Origin of the sequence: Mycobacterium sp., assembly GCF_032162605.1 — a bacterium.
Classification (GTDB): Bacteria; Actinomycetota; Actinomycetes; order Mycobacteriales; family Mycobacteriaceae; genus Mycobacterium.
This window is the reverse complement of record NZ_JAVROT010000588.1, coordinates 1-11,727: the sequence shown is the minus strand read 5'-3', so window position 1 is coordinate 11,727 and position 11,727 is coordinate 1. Positions and strand designations below refer to the sequence as shown.

10 protein-coding genes and 2 pseudogenes are annotated in these 11,727 nt (G+C 64.6%); 4 read left to right on the top strand and 8 right to left on the bottom strand.

Annotated features, from left to right (window positions below; translation table 11 throughout):
- The first annotated feature begins 278 nt into the window (after nt 1-278).
- A complete protein-coding gene (locus tag QOI01_RS33070) occupies nt 279-521 on the top strand; it encodes a helix-turn-helix domain-containing protein (protein WP_526387952.1) in 243 nt (80 codons plus the stop codon).
- Between the two features lie 27 nt (nt 522-548).
- Here the strand turns inward: QOI01_RS33070 and QOI01_RS33065 are convergent, their stop codons facing one another.
- Together QOI01_RS33065 and QOI01_RS33060 are read right to left on the bottom strand one after the other, a co-directional pair.
- Nucleotides 549-1,427 carry a DUF8611 domain-containing protein gene (locus QOI01_RS33065; RefSeq protein ID WP_526387950.1) on the bottom strand — a complete coding sequence of 293 codons (879 nt, stop codon included), beginning with the start codon at nt 1,425-1,427 and terminating at the stop codon, nt 549-551.
- Between the two features lie 408 nt (nt 1,428-1,835).
- Nucleotides 1,836-2,003: a hypothetical protein gene (locus QOI01_RS33060; RefSeq protein ID WP_526387948.1), complete on the bottom strand. Its 168-nt coding sequence runs from the start codon at nt 2,001-2,003 to the stop codon at nt 1,836-1,838.
- A 456-nt stretch (nt 2,004-2,459) separates the two neighbouring features.
- Here QOI01_RS33060 and QOI01_RS33055 point away from each other — a divergent pair, with 456 nt between their 5' ends.
- Nucleotides 2,460-3,215: a DUF4352 domain-containing protein gene (locus QOI01_RS33055; protein WP_526387946.1), complete on the top strand. Its 756-nt coding sequence runs from the start codon at nt 2,460-2,462 to the stop codon at nt 3,213-3,215.
- Between the two features lie 101 nt (nt 3,216-3,316).
- On the opposite strand, the gene QOI01_RS33050 is transcribed toward QOI01_RS33055, so the two are convergent.
- The 5 genes and pseudogenes from QOI01_RS33050 to QOI01_RS33030 all read right to left on the bottom strand — a co-directional run.
- Entirely contained in the window at nt 3,317-3,661 is a 345-nt protein-coding gene (locus QOI01_RS33050) for a hypothetical protein (RefSeq protein WP_526387944.1), read from the bottom strand.
- 458 nt (nt 3,662-4,119) lie between these two features.
- Nucleotides 4,120-4,419 (bottom strand): hypothetical protein, encoded by a 300-nt coding sequence (locus QOI01_RS33045; protein WP_526387942.1) that lies wholly within the window; start codon nt 4,417-4,419, stop codon nt 4,120-4,122.
- Between the two features lie 13 nt (nt 4,420-4,432).
- A complete protein-coding gene (locus tag QOI01_RS33040; RefSeq protein WP_526387940.1) occupies nt 4,433-4,651 on the bottom strand; it encodes a Helicase associated domain protein in 219 nt (72 codons plus the stop codon).
- Between the two features lie 301 nt (nt 4,652-4,952).
- Nucleotides 4,953-6,308, bottom strand: a pseudogene (locus tag QOI01_RS33035) (glutamyl-tRNA reductase).
- Between the two features lie 250 nt (nt 6,309-6,558).
- Nucleotides 6,559-7,029 (bottom strand): annotated as a pseudogene (locus QOI01_RS33030) (catalase-related domain-containing protein); the annotation flags it as partial.
- A 127-nt stretch (nt 7,030-7,156) separates the two neighbouring features.
- On the opposite strand from QOI01_RS33030, the gene QOI01_RS33025 reads away from it, so the two are divergent.
- A complete protein-coding gene (locus tag QOI01_RS33025) occupies nt 7,157-9,697 on the top strand; it encodes a DUF4118 domain-containing protein (RefSeq protein WP_526387938.1) in 2,541 nt (846 codons plus the stop codon).
- Nucleotides 9,694-10,374, top strand: coding sequence for a response regulator transcription factor (locus QOI01_RS33020; protein WP_526387936.1), 681 nt, complete (start codon nt 9,694-9,696; stop codon nt 10,372-10,374). The genes QOI01_RS33025 and QOI01_RS33020 overlap by 4 nt, the downstream gene beginning before the upstream one ends.
- A gap of 322 nt (nt 10,375-10,696) precedes the next feature.
- On the opposite strand, the gene QOI01_RS33015 is transcribed toward QOI01_RS33020, so the two are convergent.
- Complete coding sequence (locus tag QOI01_RS33015) at nt 10,697-11,530, bottom strand: class I SAM-dependent methyltransferase (RefSeq protein ID WP_526387934.1); 834 nt, start codon at nt 11,528-11,530, stop codon at nt 10,697-10,699.
- Between the last annotated feature and the right edge of the window lie 197 nt (nt 11,531-11,727).

The window sequence follows — 11,727 nt, the reverse complement described above, 5'->3', positions numbered from 1 at the left end:
TAGAAACGAGACGGTTGGTTGTACGTAGACCACAAGTCGTAGTGTGCGCCCGTCAAGGCGGCGTGTTGAACCTTGTGCGGGCGGCGAACGTGTCAGCATTGAAAGCTGCGGGAGGCCGAATGAATCTCTTACTGGTGGGTTGTCTTTCGGTGGGCATGCCGCTCGCGGCCCTCGGCGTCAGCCAACTGCAGGCGTCGCTTGAGCGATGGGACCAGAAGCGGCACGCAGAGGACTGACAGACCTTCAACGTCTCACATCTGCGTCATGCGAGAGACCCAGTGCAAAAGCTGCGGCCTCGGCCCGCATTTGGTCATCACCGACGGATCGAGCAGACCCGCGCCGGACTGGCCGCTGCTGCAGCCAACGGACGCAAGGGCGGTCGCCCGCGCAAGGTGGACGATGCCCACGCAGCCAAGGCGGGCAGCCTGCGCGATAAGGGCATCAACGCGACCGACATCGCCAGGATGCTGGGCGTGTCCCGCGCGACCGTGTACGGCTACCTGGCAGATGTGACGACCTGACTTTCGGGCGCGATATACCTGTAGTTTCTACTTGACTTTCTCTCGGTACTCTCGCCACCATTCATTGATGGGCTTCTTCTGCAATGCGACTTCTAGTGCTTTCAGGGCTTTTTGGGAGTAGCACCATGTCGAGATGATGTACTTCGAATAGTCTTCTGAATCTTTAATGTCGAGCAGATCGATTAGCGCTGACAATTGATTCGGCGTGATTCCGAGCTTATTCTTCAGTTCATTGAAGCGCAGATTGTAAAAATCAAGTTCATTCACTCTCTTGACCCCGACCACGCGGGTGCCTGCGGTACCTTCTGGCATCAGCGTCACCGGAATCCCGTCCTTCTTTGCGATGCGCAAGCTCACAGTTGGTCCAGAACCTTCAACTGAGAAGCTGATTCCCGAGATTCCGGGGAACAACGTGTCAAGTTGGGTTTGGCCCGCTCCTATTTGAGTCGCGATCTTGCGCAGTTCCGACTCGCTTGGCTGCAGCCTCTCGCCATTCATCGCGCCGTCGACAATCGCCAGCGCTCGAAGTCGGGCAAGCGCCTCTGCGCCACGACGCGTCCCAGGGGCGAGCAGTCGCTTGACCTCATCGATTTCCTCGGCAAACAACGCAATTGGATCGAGCGGTGCGACGGTCGATACTGGCAGCACCCGTTCTGGAAGTAGGTCGCGAAGGTTCTCGTCGAACACACCCTGCAGGATGTCACGGTAGAGAGTTACACCCGATTGGGCCTGGATATAGAGGTGCCCCTCGCTCATGTCCACCAGGTGGTGTTGGGCGGCATCCCGAAGTCCATTTAGTGCCTGAAGCGTGAGCGCCTGCTCGTCGGACAGAAATTTTAGCTTGTCCGTAGAAAGCGCACGGCGAACACACGCATCAAATCCAATAGTATTTTTTTCGCCGGTCACGGATACGGCCGCCGCGATGCAGAATTGACGCCTTCAACAACATTTCAAAACAATGGTCCAACATCATCAGTACGCCATCGGTGCGTCCTCCATCCCACGGGCGATTGAAAAGCTCGATACTTAGCGTGAGAGAGTTCAGGGACTTGAGCTTTGGTAACCTCGCCTCGCGTTTCATGGGGTGTAGATGGTAGCGCGCGACTCTCTCGGTTCGAATGAAGAGCGAGCATGTCGGATGAAGCACAACCGTGTGCGGATGCCTAACGAAGTCAGGGTCATCCCGCTGCCTCTAGGCATCGAAGGATCCTTCGAAGTTCAGCCGTGCCAGAAGCTGAGCCAGCAGCGCACGTTGCGCCCTGGCCTCCGCGATGAACGGCGAGATGACCGGCTGTCCCACCGATCCCTTGACGGTCAACGGTGCCCGGCCGCTGCCTCGTCCTGCGCCGCGATGACATCCACCACTCGGCACGCCTGGGCGAGGATCTGGACCTGGTGGGGCTCTCTTTCGAGGTCGAACTCGGCGGTAATCGACCGCCATAGACGCTTGCCGTCTTTGCCTAAACCTGCTGGTGAGTGCATGAAAGCGCCTCCTAACCTACTCATTTGAAAAATGACGTTCTGAATCTTCGCAGGATTCGGCACCCGCATAACCGACCGGTCGGGAAGGGGGCCGGGAGGGCATACCCCCTGGGGGTGCCTATAGCTAATCCAAGGCTAGGAGCGCGCAGTGCAGCAGCCAGCGCATACTCCCTGGCCATTCGTTACTAGCCAGCAAACGGCGGTCATGTGCATTGCTGCCTGACCTGGCCGATGGACCGATGACTCGCGCGATGACCAGGTAGCAGACCCGCCGGACTAGCCACGCGTGTCGGAACGAATTGGCTGGGCATGTTGGAGCAGTTCGACGCGTGACGCAGGCGCACCCGCGTGCGGGCGAGAAAGCGTCGGTAGCAACGGGTACGGAGTGAGCAGTCTGTGGTGCTACTGACGATCCGGAGGATCCCAGCGGTGAGCAAATTGTGACTTGTCCGCACCTTGTCGGATGCTGTGGATATGCTGTCCCCCGCCTGCATACAGCAGCTAAACGGAGACGGGGAATACATGACGCAGCCAATAGCGGGTTGGTTTCCAGATCCATCTGATCCGAGCCGCCAGCGCTACTTCGACGGCAGAGTGTGGACCGACAGCTATGCCCCATTCGGTGCAGCGACACCAGGCAATTTCCAACCCGCCAAGCCGGGAATGTCCAGGGGGATGAAGATCGGACTCGGACTAGGAGCGGTGGTATTGGCCTTTATCGCCCTGGGCTCGTTCGGCAGTAGCGACAAGAGCGCCGATACCAAGTCCAGCTCGACCACCCCGACTTCGTCCCTCCCCGACAAGTCCACGTCGACCCCTGTGAAGCCTGTCAACGCGGTGGCCGCTCCCGCAGGCTCGACCGTCCGCGATGGCAAGTTCGAGTTCCAGGTTCTCGGGGTCGATCGGTCGGCCACGAAAGCGGGCATATTCAAGCCAGAGCAGGCCAAAGGCGAGTTCTTCATCGTCCGTCTCCGTGTGACGAACATCGGTGACGACGCCCGGAGCTTCTCCGCATCCAGCCAGCATCTGATCGTAAACGGCAACAAGTACGACGCGACCAGCTCGATCAGCGACGAGAACTGGATGGAGGACATCAACCCCGGCCTCGGTGTCGAGGCGAGCGTGACGTTCGACATCCCACCAGGTGCGGTGCCTGAAGCAATCGAGTGCCACGACTCGATGTTCTCGGGGGGAGCGTTGCTCGCGCTTTAGCGCCGCATGGATGGCGTGGCGTCTCTTTTCCCTGGTGCGGCTCCTTGGCAGCGTAAGAGGCCCGGTGATTAGACCGGGCCTCTTCGACTGATACCACGTATTCAGTTGTCCCTCAGCGGATTGCGCTCAGGCGGCGTCGTACAGACGGACGTTGGCCTGAGGGTGTGCAGGAACGCGAAGCCGACGCGGGCGATGGCCCGAACGTCGATGGCGTCCTGACGCGGAACGTCGAACCGCTGGACCTCGGTGCCCAAGCGGAGCACGGTCTTGGTCCGGGTGGAGTCGATGCCCCACGCGAACGTAGCTGCGTCTACGCTCGGGTTGGTCAGCACCTTGATACCGGCGATGAACATTCCCTCGTCGACCAGCTCCAAGAGCGGCTCGTTGGAGCCGGTGCCCTTTTGAGCTTCGAGAGAACCTCGGCGGTAGCCGGGTCCAGGATCCACCGATCGATCTTGGCTCCGACGGTCTGCGCCCTGACGATCGCCGAGATGAACGGGTCCAGGTTGGTGATGCTGGCCCCGGCGATCAGGCCAGCTCCGGAGGCTCGGGAACTGGCGCAGGAGGGGCAGGAGTCTCCTGAATGTTGCTCAGCCTCTTCAGGGCGGGACCATCGAGCACCGTGCAGTGCGCACCCAGGGGAGGCCCATATGTCGGCTCCTCATCGTTGGGGCAAGTTCGACAGAACCAGATGATGTGGCCACCACCATGACCACGGCAGGCAACATGACCAACCAGGGATCTGTTGGGTCCCAGCCGGTGTCCGCGCGGGCAGTGCGTCGGAGCCACCACGACCCACTTGCCCCGGCGCTTCACGACGTCGCCGACTCGCACCATGGCCGACACCGTAGACCTCTATGCCGACGCCCCCACTTGGTCGAGATGGACGAGCAGAGGGTCTGCCTCAGGGTCGGAACGCAGGAGCAATCGTGCCCGAGTCGGCTATCTCCCAGATCTTGTCCTTGTCGACGCCCCCGAAGTTGATCTGCTGCAAGGTTGACTGCAGATAGGTGAGATTGACGACGACGTCGGTCGACGTGTTGCCGTAGGCGTCCTTCACCGGGAAGCTGCCCTGGACGGTCACTTCAGGGGCCTCGGGGTAGGTCTTCTTCGCGTATTCGAGGATGTCGATGGTATCGAACCGCTCCCCGTCCTTGATGAACCCCTCGGTCAAGTTGTCGTGGATGGCGAATCGGGCAGTCACTATCGAGTCAGCATCAGGTTCCGCCCCACCACCAGCCGGGCACGGTCTCTAGGCGAGCACGGCGGTCTGCTCGAAGGCTTCCTCGTTTCTGGCGCTGAACTGCGACCCACTTGCCGAGCCTGACCGCGTCCTCGACGTGCTTTTGAGGAACCCGTGCGTGACCGGCCAAGGTGGCGATGTGCCGCAGCGCGCTCAACTCGTCGTTCGCCACCGACCCTCTTACCTGAGCCATAACATCCCAGCCTGGCCCTCTTTTAGGCGCCAGGAAAGGGCGGGTGAACCGCCTGTGCGTGCACTTCAGAGCCGCGGGCATCGGGATCGGTTGGCGCGCTGCGGAGTTTGCCCATTGGCAAACGGGAACATCACGATTCCGGCGCCGGGTTTGAGGCATTACAGAGCAGCCCCAAACACCTGGGTGAGTGGATCCCGATGCTCGTTGCGGTCCAAGTGGCGCGGGGGTGTCGCAACGGTCGACTACGACCGGCGGCCCGTAGCCGAATGGGCAGGTTGGGGCGGGGTCTCGCCGCAGCCGCTCACACGGCCGCATGTGTCGTCCGGCCCGTGTGGGAACCCCTGAAGGGCCCGCGGCGGGGTGTGGTGACGGCGGCAGGGATGTGCGGATCGAGGTCAAACAGTTCACGCAGCGCATCGGCGTAAGCCTCACCCCCCTGGGCCTTGGCGAGTTCCTGGACGTGCACCGTGGGAGCATGCAGCAGCTTGTCGATGACCCGGCGCACCGTGCGGGTCAGTTCAGCGCGCACGGCGGAATCAAGCTCGGGCAGTCGACGATTCAGCTGCAGCATCTCGGCGTCGACCACCTCGCCAGCCCACTTGCGCAGCGCGGTAACCGTGGGGATGACCTCCGCGCTGCGCTGAGCCAGCAGATAGTCCTGCACCTCTTGGGCGACAAGGTGCTGGGCGGCTTGGACTGCGGCCGGTGTGCCGCGATACTGCCGTCGAGCGCCACCGCGGGGAGATCGATCAGGTTCACCCCCGGTAGGTCACCGACTCCGGCCTCGACGTTGCGGGGCAATCCCAGATCGCACACAACCACGGGGCGCCGCCTGGCGCTGACGTCCTCGGTGGTGATCAGCGAGCCGGTGGCGGCGGTGCAGCAGATCACCAGGTCCACTGCGGGTATGGCGGTCCTCACGGCGTCCAGGCTGATAACTCGGGCGGGGGTACCGTCGCGCTTGCACAGCGTCGCGAGCCGCTGCGCCTTCTCTGGCGTGCGGTTGCCCAGGATGATCTCGGCGACTCCTGCCCTGCGCAATTGCGCCGCGGCCAAGCCGCCGAGGGAACCAGCGCCAAGCAGCATCACAATGCGACCAGCCAAACCGGACGCATGCGGACCGCCCAGCGCCGTGGCCGAAGCGGAAAGAGCTTCCGATAGCACCGAGGCACTCGCGGCGTTGATGCCTGTCTCGGTGTGGACCCGTTTGCCCACCCGCAGCGCCTGCTGCGCGACGTCGTGCAGTGTGCGTCCAACGGTGCCTGCCTGTTCGGCGCCGGCATAGGCGGTACGCAGCTGGCCGAGAATCTGGGGCTCGCCGATGACCATCGAGTCGAGACCGGCTGCCACCGAGAACAGGTGCTCTACACCCTTGGCTGCGTAGTGCACGTAGAGATGTTTGGACAGCTCGTCGGGCGTCATCGCGCTCTGGTGGGCGAGCACCTCGACAGCCTCAGTGAGACCGTCGTGAAAGGCGGTCACCACCGCGTACACCTCGACCCGGTTGACAGGTGCACAGCAGCAAAGCTTCCGAGACGTGCTCACACTCGAGCAGCTGGTCCAACACCTTCCCCCGGTCCGCGCAAGACTCGGCAACCCGCTCCAGTAGATCAGCGGGTGCGCTGCGGTGCGACAGCCCAACAACCAGAAGACTCATGGCAGCACCGGTACCGGATCCACAGGGTTTGCCTCCAAGGAACTGCAACTATGGACGGGCATATTCGGCGCGCCGCGTTCGTATGCCCTTCGATCCGGCGGCACGGCGGCTTGACTAGGGCCGACTCGGGTCCCACAGCTGCTCATCCCGGGCCTCCTTCCTGCCATCGGGCTTTCTCACGACTCCACCTCCCCAAATGGCCCGGCACCCGAGGCGCCGGGCCGTTTGGTCGAGTGAGTCGATCAGGTGGCTATCCGGCGCGGACACCCTTCTCGACTCGCTCGCCCAGATCCACGTCGACGTTGCGAAAGTATTCGAAGGCGCGTTGCAGGACTGGCTCGGTCACGCCATCGAGCAGGTGCCCGACGATGTTGTCGACCAACCGGTCCCGTTCGGCGTCGTTCATGACGTCGCGGACCAGGGTGCCGGCCTGGCCCCAGTCATCGTCGTCGGAACGCAAAGTGTAAGCAGTGCGCACCATTTCGCCGTCGGTGTGCCAGCCGGCGGGCTCACCGTAGCGCGCGGTGTCGGCCTTCGGGCCGCCCCTGGAGTTGGGCGCGTACACCGGGTCGGTGGCCAACTGATACCGCATCTGCCCGGCGGTGCTGTAACTGTGCACCGGTGGCTTGGGCGCATTGACGGGCAGCTGGTTGTAGTTCGCGCCGATGCGGTAGCGCTGCGCGTCAGGGTAGGCGAACATCCGGCCCAGCAACATCTTGTCGATCTTGACCGGGCGAGAGTAGCCGTTGCGGTTGACGTTAAGGTCAGTTACGCGTAGTCCCCCGCCCAGCGCCGCAAAGGAAACCGTCAAGACAGGCCCAGCGGGGCGCTCGACGAGCAGTACCCGGGTGGATGATGAGCAGGTGAGTCTGGAGCAGTCGCCGCGCAGGCACCCCGAGAAGCGGGGTGAGCTACGCATCTATCTGGGCGCGGCGCCGGGCGTCGGCAAGACCTTCGCCATGCTCGGCGAGGCGCACCGCAGGCGCGAACGCGGCACCGACGTCGTCGCGGCGGTCGTGGAGACCCACGGCCGCAAGCGAACCGCCGAACTGCTCGACGGCATCGAGCTGATTCCGCCACGCCTCGTCACCTATCGTGGCTCGGACTTCCCCGAGCTCGACGTCGACGCGGTCCTGGCCCGGCACCCCGAGGTCGTCCTCGTCGACGAGCTCGCGCACACCAACACCCCCGGCTCCACGAACTCCAAGCGATGGCAGGACGTCGAGGCACTGCGCGACGCGGGCATCACCGTCATCTCGACCGTCAACGTCCAGCACCTGGAAAGTCTCAACGACGTCGTCGCACAGATCACCGGAATCGAGCAGCAGGAGACCGTACCGGACGAGGTGGTCCGCCGCGCCGACCAGATCGAGCTCGTCGACATCACACCGGAAGCCCTGCGGCGCAGGCTTTCCCACGGCAACGTGTATGCGCCCGAGCGCATCGACGCCGCACTGAGCAACTACTTCCGCCAGGGCAACCTCACCGCGCTGCGCGAGCTGGCGCTGCTGTGGCTGGCCGACCAGGTCGATGCCGCCCTTGCGAAGTACCGCGCCGACCACGAGATCAGCGACACGTGGGAGGCGCGAGAACGCGTCGTCGTCGCGGTCACCGGCGGTGACGAATCGGAGACGCTGGTGCGCAGGGCCTTTCGCATCGCGTCGAGGTCGAGCGCCGAACTGATGATCGTCCACGTCGTGCGCGGTGACGGGCTGGCCGGTGTCTCGGCGCCCCAGATGGGCAAGATCCGTGAGCTTGCGACGAGCCTCGGCGCGACGATGCACACGGTCGCGGGCGACGACGTCTCCGGGGCGTTGCTGGACTTCGCCCGCGAGATGAACGCCACCCAACTCGTTCTCGGCACCTCGCGGCGCTCACGGTGGGCGCGCATCTTCGAAGAGGGCATCAGCGCAGCGACGGTGCAGCACTCGGGCAAGATCGACGTGCACATGGTGACCCACGGCCAGGCCAAGGGCGTGCCGTCGTGGCAGGTGTCCCCGCGCGAACGACGCCTGGCGTCCTGGCTGGCGGCGGTGGTGGTCCCGTCGGCACTGTGCGCGGTGGTCGTCCTGCTGCTGGACCGGGTGCTCGGCATCGCGGGCGAGAGCGCGCTGTTCTTCGTCGGCGTCGTCGTGGTGGCACTCCTCGGTGGTGTCGTACCTGCCGCGGCGTCCGCGGTGCTCTCAGGTCTGCTGCTTAACTACTTCCTCGTCCAGCCGCGTTACAGCTTCGCCATCTCCGATCCCGACAGCGCCGTCACCATCGTCGTGCTGTTCCTCGTCGCGGTCGCCGTAGCGGCTCTGGTGGACGGCGCGGCCAAGCGCGCCAGGGAAGCCCGCCGCGCGTCGCAGGAGGCCGAGCTCCTTGCGCTGTTCGCCGGGTCGGTGTTGCGAGGTGCCGATCTGGACACCTTGCTGGAGCGGGTCCGCGAGACGTACTCGCAGCGGGCGGTGAGCTTTCTGCGCGACCACGACGGAGACGAGCAGATTGTCGCGTCCGTGGGCGCCGACCCGTGCGTCGACGTGGAATCCGCCGACACCGCAATCGAAGTCGGTGACGATGAGTTCTGGATGTTGATGAGCGGACGCCAGCTCGCCGCCCGTGACCGTCGGGTGCTGACAGCCGTCGCCAAGCAGGCCGCAGGGCTGGTGCGACAGCGCGAGCTAATCGAGGAGGCCAGCCGGGCGGAGGCCATCGCGCGTGCCGACGAGTTGCGTCGTTCGCTGCTGTCGGCGGTCAGCCACGACCTGCGGACGCCGCTGGCCGGAGCCAAGGCGGCGGTGTCCAGCCTACGGACCGATGACGTGGGCTTCTCACCAGAGGACACCGCCGAACTCCTCGCCACCATCGAGGAGTCCATCGACCAGCTGACCGCGCTGGTGGGCAATCTGCTCGACTCGTCCCGCCTGGCCGCCGGAGTGGTACGCCCCGAGCTGCGACAGGTCTACCTCGACGAGATCGTCCATCACGCCATCGTCGGAATGCCCAGGGGCGCCACCGGTTTGGACCGCATCAAGGTCGACGTCGGCGACACTGCCGCGCTGGCCGACGAAGGCCTGCTGGAACGTGTCCTGGTCAACGTCGTCGACAATTCCATGCGTTACGCACCGGTCGGCATGATCCGCATCAACGCGGGCCGGGTCGGCAACCGGGTCCTGATCAACGTCGTCGACGAGGGCCCAGGGGTCCAGCGCGCGCTGGTGGACGAACTCTTCGCGCCCTTCCAGCGGCTCGGCGACCACCGCAACACCACCGGCGTCGGCCTGGGGCTCTCCGTCGCAAGGGGTTTCGTCGAAGCGATGGGCGGCACCATCAGCGCCACCGACACACCGGGGGGCGGCCTGACCATCGAGATCGACCTTGCCGCGCCGGACGGAGACGCACCATGACCAGGGTGCTGGTGATCGACGACGAGCCGCAGATCCTGCGCGCGCTGCGCATCAATCTGTCCGCCCGCGGTTACGCCGTGGACACGGCAGCCACTGGCGCGCAGGCACTCCGGTCCGCCGCGGAACACAAGCCCGACGTCGTCGTCCTGGACCTCGGCCTTCCCGACATGTCCGGCGTCGAGGTGCTGGAGGGTCTGCGCGGCTGGCTCACCGCACCCGTCATCGTGCTGTCGGCGCGCACGGACTCCTCGGACAAGGTGGAGGCTCTCGACGCCGGCGCTGATGACTACGTGACCAAGCCGTTCGGGATGGACGAGTTCCTCGCCCGGCTGCGGGCTGCGGTCCGGCGGGGTGCGGCATCGGTGGAGACCGACCAGCCCGTCGTCGAAACCGTCTCATTCACAGTTGATTTGGCCGCCAAGAAGGTCACCCGACACGGCGCCGAGGTGCACCTGACCCCTACCGAGTGGGGCATGCTGGAGATGCTGGTACGCAATCGGGGCAAGCTCGTCGGCCGCGATGAGCTGCTCAAGGAGGTATGGGGCCCGGCCTATGCCAAGGAGACTCACTACCTACGGGTGTACCTGGCCCAACTGCGCCGCAAGTTGGAGGACGACCCGAGCCACCCCAAGCATCTGCTTACCGAGACCGGCATGGGTTACCGCTTCGCCGAGTAACTCCCGCTGGCGCTCACTCGGCGCCATCAACTGCTCCGCTACGCGGATGAGCGGCTCTTGCAGATCCAGCGCGAATCTCCTTCGAGCAAGGCGTTGGTCACCAGCGTGGAAATCGCCGCGGCGAGCGCCTGACAGGTGAAGTGATCCTGCTTCGATCGGGCCTGCCGCGATTGGTTCCAAGGAAGTTCTCAATCTAGGTGTCGTAGCGGCAGCCAGGACATGCCGATTTGGGAAATTTCGCAACGCCAGGACTGCGATCGCCATCGGCCTCCACGTCCGGCCCCCCGTGAGCTTCCCCGCCACGGCGCTATCGATCGCTCGGCTACAGTGCCGGCTTCGTCGCCTGCAACGTGTAGGTGAACGGCATTCGGTCACGACCCTCGGCCAAGACGAACTCGCCGTCGAAGTCAGAACTCTCGGTCATGACCTCCCCCAATGGATTCCATGGCACTTCGCGATGCTCCTCGAAAGCCGTCAGGGTCAGTCCAGCGTCGACGAGCGCGGTGAAGATCTCGCCGAGGCCGTGATTGAAGACGATCGACTCCGGCGCGGCGACGGTGCCTGACCCCGCGTAGGTGTCGTGCTCGACGAACAGGGTTCCCTCGGTCTCGAAATACGGGAACTCGACGACGAGCAACCCGTCGGGCCGCGGGTCACACATCGACCACAACACGGGGTGCCCCTCCCTGACGAACAGGCGACCACCGGGTCGCAGAAGCGCGGCGACGATCCCCGCCCAGCGACGAATGTCGGGCAGCCAACACAACGCCCCGATCCCGGTGTAGACGAGGTCGGCGCTCCCGGCGCCCAGCGCGCCCACCGCATCATGGACGTCCGCCTGCACGAACGCCGCATCGGCACGTGCGCGATCGGCCAGCGCACGGGCGGCGTCCACCGCCGCGGGTGAGAAGTCGAGCCCGGTGACCGAGCGTGCCCCCAGCCGGGACAACGACACCGTGTCGGCGCCGATGTGACACTGCAGATGCACGACGTCCAGCCCGTCGAGCCGCCCGAGTCGCGGCAGGTCGTACCGAACCACCGCCGACAGATACCGCGGATCGTTGAAGCCGGCGAGGTCGTATCCGTCGGGGCCGGTGTGCAGCGGCACCCGCGACTCCCAGTTCGCCAGATTGATGTTGCGCCAGTCATCGGTCACCCGACGATTCTCGCCGATTGACGCCACCGCGGTGGACGGACCGCTACGTTCCGTGGTCGTCGGGGTCGGCGAGGCGTTCGGGGTGGTGGTAGAAGTTGGTGCGGGTTTGGCCGGTGTCGAGGTGTGGGGGTGGGATCCATTCGGCGTTTCCGTTGCGGATCACGACGGTCCAGCCTTCTTCGGCGAGGCGGTTGTCG

Coding starts and splice junctions, on each gene's coding strand:
- QOI01_RS33060 (WP_526387948.1), bottom strand. CDS start 2,003: ATGCACTCACCAGCAGGTTTAGGCAAAGACGGCAAGCGTCTATGGCGG.
- QOI01_RS33020 (WP_526387936.1), top strand. CDS start 9,694: ATGACCAGGGTGCTGGTGATCGACGACGAGCCGCAGATCCTGCGCGCG.
- QOI01_RS33040 (WP_526387940.1), bottom strand. CDS start 4,651: ATGGCTCAGGTAAGAGGGTCGGTGGCGAACGACGAGTTGAGCGCGCTG.